The sequence below is a fragment of the Streptomyces sp. NPDC127097 genome, assembly GCF_042724075.1.
In the GTDB taxonomy this organism is placed as follows: Bacteria; Actinomycetota; Actinomycetes; order Streptomycetales; family Streptomycetaceae; genus Streptomyces.
Window position 1 is genome coordinate 1 of the sequence record NZ_JBHXFI010000056.1, and the last position, 15,538, is coordinate 15,538.

Sequence of the window (15,538 nt, forward strand, 5' to 3'; positions counted from 1 at the left end):
GGACCTCGGTCCGGGCGACGGGGGCCGCTTCGTGCAGGGTGGGGCGAGCGTCAGGCCGCCCAAGTCGCGGGCGCGCCTTCATCGGGATTGGGGAGGCTGCCAGCGCTCGCCGAAGCGGCCGGGTGCCGCATCGCGGTGATCGGGGTGGCGCTGGGTTCGGTGGTCGGCGCCCAGACCATGCGCCAGGTGTCGTCCCACTCGCAGCCGCAGCCGTGGTCCGGGTGCGGGTGCCGTAAGAAGACACCGTGGGTGTGAACGGCGCGCGGGATGCGGGGGATGAGCACGGCCGGGTCGTCGCCGGGGTAGAGGTGGAGGTTGCGCCAGCCGTGGACGCGGGCCATGTACGCACCGGCGGCCTCGATGACGTCGGCCCACTGCTGGTGCCCGAGGACGATGAAGCCGACCGGGTAGAGGTGGTCGTCGGTGGCGTCGTCGATCCCGGAGACGTACAGGCCGCGGTGGGCAACGAAACCGCTGGCCACCGCGTCATCAGCGCTTGGGGTCCAGAGCTGTTCGACGGGGTGCATGGTGCCGTCGTCGCCCTCGATGGTCTCGATCTCGTACGGGGCGCTGGTCATGAGTTCGCCCCTTCGACGGCGGCGTCCATGAGCGCGATGGCGTCGGCCTCGTACGGGTCGGTGAACCGCTCGTGGTCGCTGACATCGAACGGCGCGGGCCGCGCGGTGACCATGACCCCTGGTACGACGACGGTCTCCCGCCCGTCCAGCGCGGCAGTGAGGCGGTCGGCGTCCTGGGAGGCGTGTCGGGCCTGGGTGTAGGGACCGAGGCGAAGCAGGGTGTAGCCAGTGTCGTCCGGCTTGCGGGCTTCGACGAGGACGCCGTAGTGCGCGGGCTTCATGCCGACGTCGGCGGGCAGGTCCAGGCCCGCCGCAGCGTGGGTGAGCGGAGAGTATGCCTGGTTCCATACGCCGAGGATCTTGACCGTCTCGCAGCGCAGCCAGCCCAGATTCCGGTAGTGGGCGCCGTAGGGTGCGTACGCCCCGCCGGGGTGTTGCAGGGCGACGGCAATGAGGTCGGGTCCGTGGTCGTCGCCGGGCCGGGTGCGGGCGCGCTCGATGAACGGGCCGACCCTGACGGCGATGTCCAGACCACAGCCCGGCGTCCAGGGTTCCGGGGAGCGGAGGGCGGCGAGCATCGCACGGAAGGCGTCGACGACGGCCTGGTCCTCGAACGTGAGGGCGCCGGGGGAGTGGCCGCAGCGGCGGAGCATACGAATCATCAGGCGGTCTCCTGCTCGGTGTTGGCGGCGGTGCGGGTGTCGGCGGGCGTCTTGAGGACGCGCGGCAGATGGACGTGCAGGTGCTCGACTTCGACCTCGTGGCCACGATCCCGGAGCGTGCGGGCCAGGAGTTCCGTCAGTCCGCTCGCGCGGTGCCGGCCTCCTGCACATCCGATGGCGATGCGGCGGGGGCCGGCGGGGAGGTCGGCGTAGTCGGCGAGGTTGGCGAGCAGCTCGCGGGCACCAGGGGTGTTCTGGACGACGTCCTGGACGCGGGGGTGAAGGCCGTCGAGGTCGAGGATGTCGCGGGCGGCGGCTGGGTCGCGGAGCCGGTCGCGGACATCCTCGATGCGGTCGGCGGCGGGCGGGACGGGGGAGCCGTCCGGTCCGGTGGGAAGGTGCAGGTAGCCGAAGGAGATCAGGCAGATCGGCTGGGTCGGGAGCACGAAGGCGCCTCCATTTCACTGATGGGGGGCAGGGCTGGCGGAGCGCCGCGCCCGGCCGGGAAGGGGCGGGCACGGCGCTCCGGGTGCTGCTACTGGGCGGTGGTGTCGGTGACCTTGAGGAACTGGCTCGCTTTCGCGGTCCATGAAGCCCTGGGCTTCCGTGCCCTAGGTGGGCTGGGTGGGGGCGTGTGCGTCGGCGAGGACCAGGAGCTCGCGGTTGCGCCGCTGCTGCTCGGACGTGAGCGGCCGGGGCTGCGGCCCGTCCCGGTGCCAGAGCGGCGAGGCGGGGGGCTCGGGATAGGCGAGGGCGTGGTCGACATCGCGCTGGGTGCTGCTCATGGGGTCCTCCAACTGGAGGTGAGGGATGTCAGGTGTGGTCGTTGTTCCGGCCGCCCTTGGCGGCCGGAACCGGACCGGGTCTCGCTGATGCGCCGCGTTGCAGCGCTCCAGCGGTGCGGATGCGGGGCGTCGGTGGGTTCTCACGGCCGCAGGTCGGGCACCTGCTGGAGCACTTGCGCCACCAGTTCCTCGGTGGGCTTCCACGGCCCGAGCTGCCCGCGCGCGGAGATCGGCAGGGTGAGGGCATGGACGTCCGCGAGCTCCAGGTGCCACGCACCGGACTCCGCCCACGGCGTGCAGGGCGGGGAACCGGCCGGGTCTTGGTGGCAGCCCGTCAGCCGTGCTACGCCGATCACGGCGCCGGTGGCCAGTTCGCGGCCGCGGATCGTGCGGGCGACGAGCGGCAGACGCAGGGCGGGACGGTCGATGCTCTGGCCCGCGTGGAGGAGCAGCCAGCCGCGCCAGGACCACGGCCGCGGGCGGTTCTCGATCGTTTTCGCCCCGGCGACGATGCACTCGGCGTGCGGCTGCTTGACGGTGATGCCTCGGATCCAGGTGCCCGGGTGGACAGGGCCGTGTAGGCGTCCGGTGGAGGCCATACTGGTCTCTCCCTCTCGTCTCGAACGGGATGGGTGGTCCGGGACGGCCGATGGTTTTCCGGCCTGGCGGCCGTCCCGGGCGGAAGCTCCTTCCGCGAAGTCGCCTTCGTGTTGCTTGCGTTGAGGAGCCACTGCGACCGCCCCGGCCTCTGCTTTGGTGGGCAGGGGCGGCACAGAGTGCGCTCAACGCCTCTCAGTTGATCGCCTCGATGGCGTTGCGCAGGTGCGTCCGCGCACAGGCCAGGAGCGTCGCCTGGTCGTCCTCGGCGCCGTTCAGCGCGTCGGTGAGGTACGTGACAGCGGCGTCAAGTTCCTCCTCGGCCTCCTGCAGGCTGCCCAGGCTGGCGCTGCCCAGGACGTTCCGGACGCGGTCGACCAAATCGATGAAGTCCGTGGGGGAGGGGTCCTGCGGCGTGTCCTCCGCGATGAAGGCGGCGAGGTCCGTGCTGAAGCATGCGGCGAGCGCGGTGGAGGTATTGGCGTGGGTCTGGGTGTCCATGTGTGTCTCCTCAGTAGTTGAGCTGGACGGTGATCGGCGTACGAGGGTCGCCGCGGTCGGTATGGACGGTGCGGCGGTGCGCGGCGAGGCCGGCGCTGCCGCCCTGGGTGGGCAGGTGGCAGGTCGGGCAGCCACGCCACCACTCGTCTCCGGCCGGGAGGTCGGCCGGGGTGAGCGGGTGCGGGTGCGGCCCGGGAGCGGCGCGGCTCATGCGCGGACCGCGTCCGCGTACTGCTGCTCCAGGTCGGCGCGGCCGTCGGGGTCGTCGTCCTGGTCTCCGGTCTCCTGGTCGATATCGTCGACCCCGCCGTGGATGGTGCAGACGATGTCCGGGTCGCCGTCCATCTCGCCGCTGAGCGCCCGATGCAGGCAGCTGATGCTGTAGGCCGGCGCCCACGCGTAGCCGCCGCACTCCGGGTCGAACGGGCAGGGCACGGCGACGTCGAAGCCGACGTCGCCCTCGCCGTCGACGTTCTGCCGCAGGGCCAGGGTGAGGTACTGCTGACCGAGGCGGATCTCCGCCACCCGGTCACCACCCGCGATGTCGGAGCCGGGCTTCCACCGCCACATGCGCAAGATCTCCGGGCCGAAGAAGCGGCGGGGGAGGAGGAGGTCGCCCAGGCCGTCGCTGCCGTCTAATCCGAGGTCGGCGTTCCGGGCCTCGCTCAGGCGCCGCAGGTACGGCTCCAGGCGGTACAGGCTGTCGGCGAACAGCACCTGGTTGAAGCCCTCCGACGCGAGACTCGCGTGGGAAGCGACCATCGCCTTGTGCTGGGCCCGGACGGTATCTTCGGGCACCGCCCGGTTGGTCGGCCTCGGCTTCTGCCGGTCGACGCAGACTGAGGCCGGGGTGGCGACGACCAACGCGACCGCGGGCATCTGGTGCCGTTTGGCGGCGGCGATCAGGTTGGCCCGCACCCACTGTTCGACGTTGGTCGCGTCGATGACGGTGTTGAGGCGCCGCGCCATGCGGCGCTCCAGGATGACAGCCAGCGCGGCGGCGGCATCGTGGGTGACGTCCTCGTCCTGGCAGCCAGGGTCGTCGCTCACGTCACCCCGCAGGGCGTCGAGGGAGAGGACCTGGGTGGCGGGCCAGGTGCCGGCGAGGGTGGACTTCCCGGCGCCGGAGGCCCCGATCAAGACCACGAGCGCGTTGTCCGGCAGGTTCGAGCAGAGCGGCGAGTTCATGAGGTGCGATCTCCTTACAGGTCAAGAGCACAAGTGGTGGGGCAGGCGCGGCTGCTGGCGTCGTCGTTCATCGCCAGCCGTCGTGCTTGCTGGCCTCTAGAGCGCGCTTCCGGGTCAAGGCGCGGCGCTCGGTCCACTCGGCGGCCGCGGTGGCAGGCTCGGTGCCGCGCAGTGCCTCGGTGTAGAGCCAGCGGTCGCGCTGAGCATCGGAGTCGGCTGCGGCGTACCCGGTGGCGGTGAGGGCCTGCCAGGTATCGGGGGTGTGCTGGGCGAGGCAGATCGTGCACAGGGGCTGAGCGATGGGTCGGCCGTTGCCCGCCATCCGGCAGCCGGCGTCGCACGGCCAGGTCTCGGTGCAGCCGCAGGCGAAGCAGCCGGCCGGGTCGATCCCGCTGCGCGTGCGGACCTTGTAGAGGCAGACGCGGTACTCGTCCGCGCTCGGCCACCGGGCGCCGCAGGAGCGGCAGTTGTGCACCCGGGAGTAGCCGGTGCGGCCGGGGGAGTGGGCAATGTCGCTGGTGCGGCTGGCGCGACCGCAGGCAGGGCACTCCTCTTGCACCGCGATGTCCTCCGCGTCCAGCACGTCGACCTCGACCAGCGTGATGGGCAGGGCATGCTGCGCGTCCGCGGCGGTCACCTCTGTGTGCCAGGGGCAGTCGTCGCCACCCGGCACTGCCCGCGCCCAGGTGCGGCGTACGCCGTGGGGGAGCAGATCACCGAGCGCGCGGCCGCCGCGGATGCGTTGGCCGTAGAGGACGCGGTACTGGGCGCTCGTGGTGGCCAGGACGTGGCGGTCGTCCGGGTGGCCGAGCATGAGCAGGGTGCCGCAGTCGTCGTCGATCGCCACGACCGGCGTGCCGTGGAGCGTCGTGAAGCCTTCGGCGTCTGCCAGCGAGAAGGCGAGGTGGTGATCAGCGGTCGGGTGCTGGGGGACGGACGTCATGACGGTGCGCTCCTTCTTCTGTCAGTTGCTCAGGTGGTGGAGGGGCACCGGGGCGGCCAGGCGACACGTCTGTGGCCGCCCCAGCCGGTCATCGCGTGGTGGCCTTGGTGGTGGCGATGAGGGCGGCGACGGTCTCCCAGCCGTGGTGCCACGAGCTGTCGAGGTGGAAAGCACCGTTCATGCCGAAGTCGGCCAGCTTGTAGAAGTTGGTCTTGCCGGTCTTGTCGGCGAGCTTCTCCAAGACGCCGTGGCCCGGCACCCTGCGGTCCGCGATGTAGTGCGTGCCGAAGGACAGGGCGAGCGCGGCCGCGGCCGCGCCGGGGTGCACCCGGATACCCAGCGCTCGGGCCCCGAGCCCGGCAACGATCGCCTGCGTGGGCTGGGTGTGCCGCCAGGCGGTGGTGCTGGACGGGGTGGAGTGCGGGGTCATCGCTGGAGCGGGTGGAGGTTGTCGGGTTCGTCGCCGAAGTCGTCACCGGCCGGGGTGGGGGCGGGGATGGTGGCGTGGAGGTGGAGCGTGGGGTTGAACTGGTACTGCAGTGGGTGGTTGTGGACGATGGGCCGCAGGGTCAGGCCGCGCAGGGCGAAGATGCTGGCCAGCGCCCACATGAGGGCGGCGAGCCCGGTGGCGGCAGCGCGGCCTCCGGCTGGGGCGGCGGACCAGATCATGGTGAGGCTGCCGATGCCGAACAGCACCCAGGCGATGCGGGCGCCGGCGTTGCCGAGGAAGCCGCCGATCAGCCCGAGCAGTCCGGTCAGCTGCCAGAACCCGTACAAGGCGGCCGGGGCGACGGAGAGGTGGGCGCCCTGGTCGGCCAGAAAGATCCGGATGGGGTGGTCGACCGTGCCCCACAGCCCGCTGCCGTCACCGGCGCCGGTGGCCGGGGCGGCGGACAGACCGTTGAGGGTGGCGCTGGCGATGTCGCCGGCGGTGTCCACCATCATGACGATGAGGCTGATCCCGGCGAACAGTGCGGCCGCCTTGATCCAGGTGGCGATCTCGTGCCAGCTGGCGTGCCGGGCCTGGAAGACGTCCTCCCACCGCTGGTAGAGGAAGCCGCCCTCCTGCCAGGACTCCTTCCATGCGGCGCGCAGGTGGGCGAGCTTGTTCTTGCGGGCCGGGGACGGTTCGAGCTGGTCGAGGGTGCTGTTCGGGCGGGGCTGGCCGTTCATCTGCGTGTCGTTGCTGGGCATGGTGCAGCTGCTCCTTTGGCGGAGGTCGGTGGTGAGCGGTGGTGGGCTGGCCGGAGTCGTCAGCGGATCTCGTTGCGGGTGCGGGCGAAGAACATGCCGCGCGTGCGGCTGTTGTTGTGGATCTCGGTGTGGTGGGTGACCGGACCCTGGTAGACGGTGTTGGTGACGGCGGAGCGCGCCTTGCTGATCGCGCCGCCGATGGCGGTGGCGATCATCGCCAGGCCCGCGCACGGCAGGGTGACCATCAGGACGCCGTTCAACGTGGCGGAGGCCAGGCCCTGGAGCACGAGCCAGGCGCCGCAGCCGATGCCGGTGATCCCGGCGCCCACGCCGATGGAGGCGACGGCGATTCCGGCCGCCCAGGCGGGCACAATGCGGCGGTCGCCCTGCGTCACGGGCGGGGCGGTGCCAAAGGTCGGCGGCTGGGTGTCGTCGCGGAACGAGGTGGGGTGGTGGCGTACGGGCTTTGTCGCCCAGTCGTCGATCAGGCGGCGGGCTTCGGCCGCTGCCTCGGACTCGGGCATGCCGGACTGGGTGTTATTCAGGGGGTCCACTGGGTTTCTCCGATCACGCGAACGGGAGCGCCCTCCACGCCGTGGTGGCGGGGAGGGCGCGGGAGGGGAGGGGAGGCGCAACGCGGAGGGCGCCGCCGGAGTTGGTGTCCGGCGGCGCCCTTCGGTGTCGTGCGTGGGGTGCGGGGGTTAGTCGGGGGTGTAGTTCAGTGCGCCGCAGTTCCAGCAGTCCCATTCATCGGGGACTTCGACCAGGTCGCAGCAGTCACAGCCGTCGCCGTGCACGACGCAGTCTTCGCCGCAGCGCCAGCAGGTGAAGTGGAGGTGGGCCATGACCTTGTCCTTCCCCGTGATCGTGGTGGGGCCCGACAAGAGCATGCTCCAGATACCGGCGATTCACAGCAGAGTTGATGAAGTCGGCCGGGCGTCTCCGGGTCAGAGGTTGGAGAGCAGTCCGGCGATCGAGGCAATGGCGCTGTTGATAGTGGGGGCCAGGCCGGTCGCGGCGAGGGTGAAGCCGAACAGCGTGCAGGCCAGCATGGAACCGAAGCGGACGTATTCGCCCTTGAGCAGGACGGCGACGATGATGCCCAGCAGCACGGCGGCGGAGATCGAGAGAGCCACGGCGGAGGAAGTCCTTCGGGATCGGGCGGGGCCGGCCGTGCTCGGCAGGCCGGCCCCGGGATGGATGGGAGTGTCAGGCGTCGGTGAGGCTCTTGATGGCCTCCAGCGCCTGGCGGGCAGAGGTGACCTGCGGCTCGGGGCGGCTGCCCCCGGACTTCGCGTCGCGCCCGCCGCCCTTGCCGCCTCCTGCGCCGCCGCGGCGACGGGACTTGCCGTCGCCGTCGTCGCTGTCGTCGTCCTTGGGGGCGGGCCAGAACTCGCCGGGCTCGGGCTCGCGGTACCAGTCGCCCCACAGGCCGCGCTTGTCCAGCTCGCTGATCTCGTAGTCCGTGAGCCGGTTGACCTCTTCGAGGAAGAGCTCGGAGAGGTCGGTGTCGAAGTCCGCGTACAGCGACCGCATGAGCACGGCGCGGCCGTTGTCGAGGACGATGACGGCGACGCCGCCCGTGCTGACGCCGTTCTCCGGGTCGGCTTCGCCCTTGATGGCCCGCTCGATCGCGGAACCTTCCTGGCGGGAGTAGCGGGCCGGGATGGTCGGCACGTCGTAGGCGTTCTCCATGGTGCCCTCCGCTGCTTTGCGGGTGGCGCCGGGCGAGCCCATGTTGAAGATGACCGGGCGGCTGTTCTGCCGCAGGTTGTCCTTCATCTCGGTGCTGAACCCGTTGTGTGCGAACGGCGACTGGCCGGCGGGCTTGAAGCCGATGCCGTACTTGAGGCCGGTGACCGTGAGGTCGTCGCCGTTGGTCTGGATGTCCGCGCCGAACAGGCCGTCCTGGGCGGCGGTCATGAACTCATCCGCGTACACCGACAGCGGTCGGTAGGGGCACCGGGGGTCGCCGGGCTTGTAGTCGTGCGGCTTGCCGTCGTGCGGCCAGGGCATCTCCGCCCGGATCTCGCACAGCGCCTTGGCCGCGCGCAGCTGGCGGGCCATCCACAGCGCGTTCGAGCCCTGCCGGTCGATGTACTGCCCGAGCGTGGTCGTCTTCTCGTCTTTGCGGACGGTGGACAGCCACACCACGGCACCGGCCAGCGACTCCGCCGCCATGTTGATCGCGAAGAACTGCGTCTTCCCGGAGCGGGACACTCCGAGGATCAGGCCGTGGCAGGCGGCGTTCTTGTCGTGCTGCCACACCATGTTCTTCACCGGCTGGCCGGTAATGGTGAACCCGCACACGAACATGCCCTTGGCGTCCGGGGTCAGCAGCTCGCGGGTCGCGGGGAAGATCGCGCTCAGCGGCGGGGTGTCGAACGCGCTGATCAGGAACTCGTTGCCGTCGATGAGGACAAACACGCAGGAGTCGTCTTCGGGCAGGTTCAGCGCGCGGCAGACCTTGGCCAGGTCGATGCGGGGCGCCTCGGTGGAGTCGGCCATCTTCGCCCGGTAGAAGGTCACCCCGCGTTCGTCGTCGCGGGTCTTGTGGACCAGCTCGGAGCCGGGGGCGCCGCCCTTGGGCCCGCCGACCCGGTCCGTCCAGCGCTCCTGCGGCGTCGGCTTGGTTCGGCGGCGCAGGTTGGCGTCGGGGGTGATGTGGGCCTCCATCCAGCCGGGCCCGCCCTGGCGGCCGGGCTGGATGGCAACTTCTGCGAGGGCGATGTCGCTGGAGTGCACGCCGAACGGGGCGGCGACGGCATCCTCCGTGAGACCGCTGATCGGCCGTCCTGTCTCCGAGGCGCGCAGCAGGATCGTCATGTCGTGGCGCTGGCCGGGGTGCCGGGTGGCCTTGACGATGTGTGTGCGGGCGGGCATCCCGGCCTCCTCCCACAGCATCCGGGCCTCGCGGGTGAGCAGGTCGGCTCCGTCGTCTGGCTGCGCCACCGACGGCTCCACGGTTTCGGCGGGGGCCGACTGCAGGGCCGGAGGCGGGGCTGCGGCGGCGGGGCGGTGGCGGCGGCGGGTGTGCCGGGAGAAGGGCATCACCAGGTAGCCGGCCGCCGCCCATCCGGCGGCGACCAGCGCGTCCATCCCGTACGGGCCGAAGTCGGTGGTGTGCCCGGCGGCGATGTCGACGGCGGCGGCCAGGACCAGCGGGGACCAGCGCAGGATCTTGCGTCCGGCGCCGGGCTCGTGGCTCTTGGCCGCGAGGACGATGCCGCCGATGCCGGCGGCGCCGGCCAGCTGCACGACCTGGTTGACGGGGCTGTCGGGGCAGATGTTCGGGGCCACGGCCAACACAGGCGCGGCAAGGGTGTAGGCGAGGCGTTCGAGCGCGACACTGCGCGGCGTGGTCACCAGCTTCTCCTTCGAAAAAGCGGGCACGGGCGGCCCGCGGATCGCGCGGGCCGCCCGTGGCGGGTGGGTGGGGGAGCGGTTCAGTTCAGCGGTCGAAGAACCCGGCCCGGGGGGTCTTCTCGCGCCGGTTGGAGCGGATGTCATCCAGCCGGCCGTAGAGCCTGGCGTGGGCCCGCCGGGTCTTGTAGGTGAGGTCGGCGGTCTCGCAGGTGGTGTCGGTCAGGGTCTTGACCGACCGGGCGGCGCCGACCAGGGCGGTGGCCACGTTGCTGGTCAGGCCGACGAACTTCCCGTCGAGGTCGGCGTTCTCGACGTCGGTGGCGACGCCGTCGGTGTGGTTGGCGTTGCCCTGCATGCTGCGGTGCAGGATCTCCAGTTCAACGGTGGCGTCGTCCAGGGCTTTGGCGAGCCGGCCCAGCTTGGACTGGACGGCCTTGAACCGGTTGTCGTCGCCGCCCTGGGCGACGGCGCTGTCGTTGAGGGGTACAAGTTCGCTGCTCATAGCGGGTCTCCTTGTGCTCAGTCGTGGTGGGCAGCGGCCGACGCGTGCTTGAGACCTGCGTCTTCCTTGGCGTTCATGTCCTGGCCGTAGATGCGGGCGACTGCCGTGGCTGCGATCCGGGCGGCGTCCTTGGCGATGCCGCACTGCTCGGCACACCGGCCGGCCTGCGCCTTCATGCGGGCCGCGCAGTCGGCCAGGGTCGCGATCAGGTCGGTGATCTCGGTGGTGATGTTGTGGTCACCGACCAGGTCGGCGGCCATATCTCGCAGGACGGTGGCGACCTTGCCGAGGCTTTGCGCCAGGGCCTCGGCGCGCTCGCGGTCGGAGGCGGCCTTGATGGCGATGTTCGCCATCTCCATCAGGTACTGGTCGAACGTGATGTCCGTACGGTGCTGGCTGGCAAGGCCGCTGTGTCCGAACTGCCTGCTGGTCTGCGTGCTCACGCTGCTCCCTTCCATGCCGGGCCGGCTGGTGCCGGGCCGCTGGGTGTGCTTCTCCGGCGCGGGCGGCAGGCCCTGGACGCCGGTCGTCACGGCCGCGGGCGCGTCGGGGACGATGTCCGCGTCGACGATGTCGTCCTCGCCCTTGCTGCCGGTGCGCGACGGGCCGGTGGGCCGGTCGGGCCACTCCACCGTCGGGGTGGAGTCCTCCGCGCCGAACGGGCTGTCCGACGGTCGGCCGCGCCGCCCGGCACGACCAGCACGCCCGCGCCCCCACCAGCCGGTGCCGGACCGGCCGGTGCCGGTGCGGCGGGTACGTCCGTGCCGTCCGGCGGTTCCGGCGTCGGTGCGCCGACGCCGGAACCGGCGCCGCTTCTTCGAACCGCCAGGCGGCCCGTCACCGGCCTTGGATTCCTTGCCCGGCTCATCGGATGCCGTGCTGTCCTCGGCCGCGCTGGAGGCGCCGTCAGGCCCGTCCTTGGTGGTCTTCTCGCCCTTGCCGTCGGTGCCCTTTCCCTTGCTGTCCTTGGTGTCCTTGCTGCCCTTGGCGTCCTTGCTGTCCTTGGCCCCCTCGCCGTCCTTCGCGTCCTTCGCGTCCTTCGCGTCCTTCGCGTCCTTCGCGTCGGCACGGCGCTTGTCCCAGCGGCGCTGGGCTTCCTCCGCGACGGCCTGGCCCAAGGTGGTGCGGCCCGGCTCAGACGACGCCGCGGCTTCCCGCTTTGCCTTCCGTACCGCGTCGCGCTCCTGGCGCTTCGCACGGCGGTCCTCCCAGTCCTTCTGCCGGTTGGCGCGGGCCTGGTCGCGGTCCTTGGTCCGGTCGGCGATGCCGGCGGTGTGCCCGGCGCTGCGCCGCTCCTGGCGCCCGGACTGCCGGGTCCCGGCACGCTCCTGGCGGCCGCGGGCCCGCTCGGCACGGGCGCTGGACGCCTGGCCGTGCTGCGCCCGGCCGCCGCCGTCACCCTTCGAGCTGCCGTTGCGCCCGGTGCCGCCAGAGCCCGCCTGCGAGCCTTTCGAGCCCCCGGGCGACCCGTTGCGCCCGGAACCAGCACTACGGCCGCCAGAGGTCCGTTCAGGGCCCTTCGCGCCACCCTTGCCGCCTCCGCTGCCCCCGGTCGATCCGGACCCCGAACGCCCGCCGGGGCCGCCGGAGTTCGAGCCGCGCGACGCCCCGGACCGGTTCGGCCCCGGGCCTGAGTTGTTACGGGACGGACCGCTGCCGCCTCCGCCGCGCGAGGACCCACCACCACCGCCGGCCTTCGAGCGACCCTTGTCCGCCCCCAGGCCGGAGCCGGTCGACTTCATGCGGTCGGCATCCGCTTTCCCCCGCGCCGCCGCCTTGTCGCCCTTCGCTTTCATCATCGCGGTGTGGAGCTTTCCATTCTGCTCCATCATCGCGACTTCCTGCGCCGTGCGGCCCTCCAACAGCGCAGCCTTACGCGCTATTTCGGCCTCACGGAAAGGCGCTTCACCTTCATGAAGCGCCCGCGCCCTCTCCAGCCGGAATTCCAGCCAGTCACCGAGACGGTCAGCGAGAGAACGAGGCTGCTCGTATTCACCTTCCTCGTATTCGCCTTCATCATCTTCGGTTTCCGGTGCGGCAATTCCTTCCGAACGCAGCGCCATTGCGGGGTCCGGTGCAGCTGGAATGGGAGGCAGTTCTATCGTCGCCTCTTCCGGGGACTCCGGCGGAGCCTCCGGAGTTTCGTCCCTTGATGGAAGGGTGTCGGCGAAATCCGGGACCGGCGGTGGTGCGTACGAGGAATCACCGCTCCAGGGGCCGCGGACCAGGATCCCGTTCGGATCGTCCACGTCGGACACGGTGCACCTCCCTCCAGGGACTTGACAGACAGTGGGGTCTCGTGTGCACGCGCGTGCACGTGCACGTGTGCACGCTTTACGCGCGCGAGGCCCCGCCGGAGCCCGGCGGGGCCTTCGTTGGTGACGGTCAGTTACGCGGGCCGTGCTGCTCCAGCACCTGCTTCGCGTACTGCATGAGGTGGTTCCACAGCCGCGCGTCGCCCTCGGCTCGCTTGTCGATCGCGAGCTTGAACAGGCGGCACACGCTGGTGAATCCGGGAATGACGTCGTCGCGTCCGGCTTTGACGTCCTTGGTGATTCGGGATCGAGTAACGCGGAGCCAGAATTCCATCCGGCCCATCTCGCCGCGACTTTCGATCGCCTTGCGCTCTTCGTCCTGCAGCCAGTCGTTCCGCCCTTGAATGGAGCGTTCGACGCTGGTGAGGGGGCGCGTCACGCCGACTCCCTGTTGCCCAGGTCGTAAATCGACGTGGGACGACCATAGCGGGAATTCTGGTTCTGTGCATCCTGCTGCGGCGGATTAGGTGCGGCCTGGAGCGGCTGCGGGTTCCTCTTCTGCTGCCTTTCCAGCTTCTTTTCCTTCCTTTCCTGGGCCGTGTTTTCAACGGCCTCGTCGTGGGCGCGGCGCTTGTAGGCGCTCTTTTCCAGGCCCGCGGTGAGGTTGTTGAGGTTCTTGAGCACGTTCCCGAGGGCCTTTTCGACGGGCATCGCGCGCATCCTCGCGTGGTACCAGCGGTCACCCTCCACGTGCGTCTCGCGCAGGTGAACGCGGGTCTCCAGCGCGAGGATCTCCATGCTCTTGCCGATGTCCAGCAGGACCCGCTGAACGTCGGCCAGGTACCGGGCGGTTGCCTCCGGGCTCTGCGCGACGTCACGCAGAGGGGGGTCGGTTGGGTCGTTGCTGGTCATGCGAGAAGACCTCCAAGTCTCGGGGGATCGGGGGGAGGGGAGGGAGTTCGTGTCCCCGAGGCGTGTGTGCGAGCCGGGGCGCGGTCGGTACGGGCTGATCGGTCGCGGGCCGCTCTGGGCGGGCGCGGGGGTGATCTGGGAGGCTTTGCTGTGGCGTTTCGGCGCCTTCACCGCGCTCCCGAGGCGCTGACTTCGTCTCGGGGGCCGGTGGAACCGTCGAAACAGCTCGTTTGTGCAGGTCACTGCTCCGGGCGGTAGCCCTCACGAAGCAGCTCGGTGGCCTCCTGGCGGTACTCGGAGGCAGTGCCAGGGGAAGAGACCTCCAGTTCGCGCTGGATGTCGGCGAGGGTCGGCCGGCTGGTGTCATCACCAGCGGCGAGGATCATCCGGGCGACCTTGCGGACCGCGCGCTCACGCGGCTTGAGCTTCGCGGTGTCCTCGGCTTCGACCGCGCGCCGCTCGATTTCGGCGATGGCCCGCCGCGTTTCGGCAGCAGCGTTCTCGGCTTCGGCGGCTTCCTTCTTGGCACGCGCGATGTCGGCGAGAGCGACCTCCTGGCCGCGCTCCTCCTCCGCCTTCTTGCGGTCGGCTTCAGCAGCGGCGCGACGCGTTTCGGCGTTGGCCCGCTCCGTTTCGGCAGCGATCCGATCCGCTTCGGCGGTAGCGCGTCGGGCTTCGGCGATGGTCTGGGTCTCGATCGCTTGTGCCTCCGCGGCAGCGACCCGGTCGGCCTCCGCCGCTTCCTTCCGCTTCTGTGCCGCCTGGCGCTCCAGCTCGGCTGCGCGGAGGTCCGTTTCCGCCTTCGCCTCGCGCTCCTGGGCTTCCTTGCGCTCCGCCTCCGCCTCGCGGGTGCGGGCTTCGGCGATCACAGCGTTGTCGAGGGCTTCCTTTTCCAGCTCAGCGGCCCGCTCTGCGGCGCTGACCTGGGCCTGGGCGTGAGCGCGAGCCTGGCCGGTCTGGCCGTCGACCTCGGCGCGCACCGTTTCGACCTTGCCTTTGGCGCGCAGGCGGTCGGACTCAGCCTCGGACTTGGCGATCTGGCTGCGGGTCTCGGCATCCAGGCGCCGCTGCTCGGCTTCCTCCTCACGCTCCTGAGCTGCTTGTTCCTGCTCGTCGGGCATGGCCAGGGCCTGGGCGACGGTGTAGCCGTAGGGGGCCATCTTCATCGGCAGCAGCTCGTCCTCGGTGGCCTTGGTGAGGTCGCCCTTGTACTTGCGCTTGAGCCACTGCTCGTAGGCGATGAGCTGCTGGTCGCGGCGGATCATCTCCGGGTAGGAGGTGACGCCCCACAGCCGCATCCGGCGGAAGATGCGGGCCGTCGCGACTGGGGCGAGGATCCACCGCAGCCACGGGATCGAGTCGCGTTCGGCCTGGTCAGGCCGAACAACGCGGTCGATGGCGGTACGGCCAAGTTCGACGACCGTGATGAAGAGGACCGGCACGACGCCGTGGGCGCCGGCGGCGACGTAGTCCAGCAGCTTCCAGGCCCCCTCCGGGGCGCCGGACGCGGCGTTGAGGACGACGGTGGCGGCCGTCAGCAGCCACACCGGGTAGCGAATCCAGCCGATGGGGCGCTTGAGCCAGGCCATCAGCAGGTCGACCGCGATCATCACCATGATGCCGACGTCGACGCCGACCGCGAACAGCTGGCCCTTGCCCAGCGAGCCGAAGCGCAGCTCGGTGAAGGCGAAGTCCGCGACGTGCTCGAAGGACAGGTACAGGCCGATGCCTGCGAGTGCGAGCGCAGCGGCCACGATCGCTGCGGCCGTCCACTTCTGGGTGCCGGTCAGCTTCCCCGGGGAGGGCGTCGTTCCGGTTCCGCTTTCCGCCTCCGAAGTGAACTCCGGTGCGTCCGAAACGGTGTCGGGCGTCTGCGAAACCGGCGTGAGGGTTCGCGAAACGGCGGCCGGTGAAGCCGAGTCGGGGTCGGGTTCGGCCGCGGTTCGCGGCCAGGCGGTGATCGTCATGGGGGCCTCCGGAAGGGGTCGTTCAGGACGGGGTCGAAACGGCGGCCGGTGCTCGCGAAACGCGTCGGTGCGTCCCCGAAACGGCGGT

The 15,538-nt window shown here is 70.8% G+C and carries 20 protein-coding genes; all 20 read right to left on the minus strand.

Annotation, left to right across the window (positions count from 1 at the left end; all coding sequences use genetic code 11):
• Positions 1-50: 50 nt before the first annotated feature.
• Positions 51-578, minus strand: coding sequence for a hypothetical protein (locus tag ACFWJW_RS30670; protein WP_387247433.1), 528 nt, complete (start codon positions 576-578; stop codon positions 51-53).
• Complete coding sequence (locus ACFWJW_RS30675; RefSeq protein ID WP_387247434.1) at positions 575-1,240, minus strand: hypothetical protein; 666 nt, start codon at positions 1,238-1,240, stop codon at positions 575-577. The genes ACFWJW_RS30670 and ACFWJW_RS30675 overlap by 4 nt, the downstream gene beginning before the upstream one ends.
• Positions 1,240-1,686, minus strand: coding sequence for a hypothetical protein (locus ACFWJW_RS30680; RefSeq protein ID WP_387247435.1), 447 nt, complete (start codon positions 1,684-1,686; stop codon positions 1,240-1,242). The genes ACFWJW_RS30675 and ACFWJW_RS30680 overlap by 1 nt, the downstream gene beginning before the upstream one ends.
• A 165-nt stretch (positions 1,687-1,851) precedes the next feature.
• Positions 1,852-2,025 (minus strand): hypothetical protein, encoded by a 174-nt coding sequence (locus ACFWJW_RS30685; protein ID WP_387247436.1) that lies wholly within the window; start codon positions 2,023-2,025, stop codon positions 1,852-1,854.
• 140 nt (positions 2,026-2,165) lie between these two features.
• Positions 2,166-2,624: a hypothetical protein gene (locus ACFWJW_RS30690; protein ID WP_387247437.1), complete on the minus strand. Its 459-nt coding sequence runs from the start codon at positions 2,622-2,624 to the stop codon at positions 2,166-2,168.
• Positions 2,625-2,817: 193 nt separating this feature from the next.
• On the minus strand, positions 2,818-3,123 hold the full coding sequence (locus ACFWJW_RS30695) for a hypothetical protein (protein ID WP_387247438.1): 306 nt from the start codon (positions 3,121-3,123) through the stop codon (positions 2,818-2,820).
• A 10-nt stretch (positions 3,124-3,133) separates the two neighbouring features.
• The gene (locus tag ACFWJW_RS30700; RefSeq protein WP_387247439.1) at positions 3,134-3,334 is read right to left on the minus strand and encodes a hypothetical protein; all 201 of its coding nucleotides are present in this window, start codon (positions 3,332-3,334) and stop codon (positions 3,134-3,136) included.
• Positions 3,331-4,311: an AAA family ATPase gene (locus ACFWJW_RS30705; protein WP_387247440.1), complete on the minus strand. Its 981-nt coding sequence runs from the start codon at positions 4,309-4,311 to the stop codon at positions 3,331-3,333. The genes ACFWJW_RS30700 and ACFWJW_RS30705 overlap by 4 nt, the downstream gene beginning before the upstream one ends.
• 67 nt (positions 4,312-4,378) lie before the next feature.
• The gene (locus ACFWJW_RS30710; protein ID WP_387247441.1) at positions 4,379-5,254 is read right to left on the minus strand and encodes a hypothetical protein; all 876 of its coding nucleotides are present in this window, start codon (positions 5,252-5,254) and stop codon (positions 4,379-4,381) included.
• A gap of 88 nt (positions 5,255-5,342) precedes the next feature.
• Positions 5,343-5,684: a hypothetical protein gene (locus ACFWJW_RS30715; RefSeq protein ID WP_387247442.1), complete on the minus strand. Its 342-nt coding sequence runs from the start codon at positions 5,682-5,684 to the stop codon at positions 5,343-5,345.
• Positions 5,681-6,448 (minus strand): hypothetical protein, encoded by a 768-nt coding sequence (locus ACFWJW_RS30720; protein WP_387247443.1) that lies wholly within the window; start codon positions 6,446-6,448, stop codon positions 5,681-5,683. Before ACFWJW_RS30720 ends, ACFWJW_RS30715 begins: the two co-directional genes overlap by 4 nt.
• A 59-nt stretch (positions 6,449-6,507) precedes the next feature.
• Positions 6,508-7,002: a hypothetical protein gene (locus ACFWJW_RS30725; RefSeq protein WP_387247444.1), complete on the minus strand. Its 495-nt coding sequence runs from the start codon at positions 7,000-7,002 to the stop codon at positions 6,508-6,510.
• Positions 7,003-7,149: 147 nt separating this feature from the next.
• Positions 7,150-7,332 carry a hypothetical protein gene (locus ACFWJW_RS30730; protein WP_387247445.1) on the minus strand — a complete coding sequence of 61 codons (183 nt, stop codon included), beginning with the start codon at positions 7,330-7,332 and terminating at the stop codon, positions 7,150-7,152.
• A gap of 63 nt (positions 7,333-7,395) precedes the next feature.
• Positions 7,396-7,584: a hypothetical protein gene (locus ACFWJW_RS30735; RefSeq protein ID WP_387247446.1), complete on the minus strand. Its 189-nt coding sequence runs from the start codon at positions 7,582-7,584 to the stop codon at positions 7,396-7,398.
• A 73-nt stretch (positions 7,585-7,657) separates the two neighbouring features.
• Positions 7,658-9,814: a chromosome segregation protein ParM gene (locus tag ACFWJW_RS30740; RefSeq protein ID WP_387247447.1), complete on the minus strand. Its 2,157-nt coding sequence runs from the start codon at positions 9,812-9,814 to the stop codon at positions 7,658-7,660.
• A gap of 85 nt (positions 9,815-9,899) precedes the next feature.
• Entirely contained in the window at positions 9,900-10,316 is a 417-nt protein-coding gene (locus ACFWJW_RS30745) for a conjugal transfer protein TraB (protein WP_387247448.1), read from the minus strand.
• A gap of 17 nt (positions 10,317-10,333) precedes the next feature.
• Positions 10,334-12,148, minus strand: a complete 1,815-nt coding sequence (locus ACFWJW_RS30750; RefSeq protein ID WP_387247449.1) for an ATP/GTP-binding protein — start codon at positions 12,146-12,148, stop codon at positions 10,334-10,336.
• Between the two features lie 553 nt (positions 12,149-12,701).
• Positions 12,702-13,010, minus strand: a complete 309-nt coding sequence (locus tag ACFWJW_RS30755) for a hypothetical protein (protein ID WP_387247450.1) — start codon at positions 13,008-13,010, stop codon at positions 12,702-12,704.
• On the minus strand, positions 13,007-13,483 hold the full coding sequence (locus ACFWJW_RS30760; RefSeq protein WP_387247451.1) for a hypothetical protein: 477 nt from the start codon (positions 13,481-13,483) through the stop codon (positions 13,007-13,009). Before ACFWJW_RS30760 ends, ACFWJW_RS30755 begins: the two co-directional genes overlap by 4 nt.
• A 239-nt stretch (positions 13,484-13,722) precedes the next feature.
• The gene (locus ACFWJW_RS30765) at positions 13,723-15,450 is read right to left on the minus strand and encodes a DUF2637 domain-containing protein (protein WP_387247452.1); all 1,728 of its coding nucleotides are present in this window, start codon (positions 15,448-15,450) and stop codon (positions 13,723-13,725) included.
• Positions 15,451-15,538 lie beyond the last annotated feature (88 nt).

Bases quoted from the DNA above. Each gene is read 5' to 3' on its own strand.
- ACFWJW_RS30750 (WP_387247449.1), bottom strand. From the start codon at position 12,148: ATGATGGAGCAGAATGGAAAGCTCCACACCGCGATGATGAAAGCGAAG.
- ACFWJW_RS30765 (WP_387247452.1), bottom strand. From the start codon at position 15,450: ATGACGATCACCGCCTGGCCGCGAACCGCGGCCGAACCCGACCCCGAC.
- ACFWJW_RS30710 (WP_387247441.1), bottom strand. From the start codon at position 5,254: ATGACGTCCGTCCCCCAGCACCCGACCGCTGATCACCACCTCGCCTTC.
- ACFWJW_RS30720 (WP_387247443.1), bottom strand. From the start codon at position 6,448: ATGCCCAGCAACGACACGCAGATGAACGGCCAGCCCCGCCCGAACAGC.
- ACFWJW_RS30705 (WP_387247440.1), bottom strand. From the start codon at position 4,311: ATGAACTCGCCGCTCTGCTCGAACCTGCCGGACAACGCGCTCGTGGTC.
- ACFWJW_RS30690 (WP_387247437.1), bottom strand. From the start codon at position 2,624: ATGGCCTCCACCGGACGCCTACACGGCCCTGTCCACCCGGGCACCTGG.
- ACFWJW_RS30700 (WP_387247439.1), bottom strand. From the start codon at position 3,334: ATGAGCCGCGCCGCTCCCGGGCCGCACCCGCACCCGCTCACCCCGGCC.
- ACFWJW_RS30745 (WP_387247448.1), bottom strand. From the start codon at position 10,316: ATGAGCAGCGAACTTGTACCCCTCAACGACAGCGCCGTCGCCCAGGGC.
- ACFWJW_RS30670 (WP_387247433.1), bottom strand. From the start codon at position 578: ATGACCAGCGCCCCGTACGAGATCGAGACCATCGAGGGCGACGACGGC.
- ACFWJW_RS30715 (WP_387247442.1), bottom strand. From the start codon at position 5,684: ATGACCCCGCACTCCACCCCGTCCAGCACCACCGCCTGGCGGCACACC.
- ACFWJW_RS30695 (WP_387247438.1), bottom strand. From the start codon at position 3,123: ATGGACACCCAGACCCACGCCAATACCTCCACCGCGCTCGCCGCATGC.
- ACFWJW_RS30760 (WP_387247451.1), bottom strand. From the start codon at position 13,483: ATGACCAGCAACGACCCAACCGACCCCCCTCTGCGTGACGTCGCGCAG.
- ACFWJW_RS30685 (WP_387247436.1), bottom strand. From the start codon at position 2,025: ATGAGCAGCACCCAGCGCGATGTCGACCACGCCCTCGCCTATCCCGAG.
- ACFWJW_RS30675 (WP_387247434.1), bottom strand. From the start codon at position 1,240: ATGATTCGTATGCTCCGCCGCTGCGGCCACTCCCCCGGCGCCCTCACG.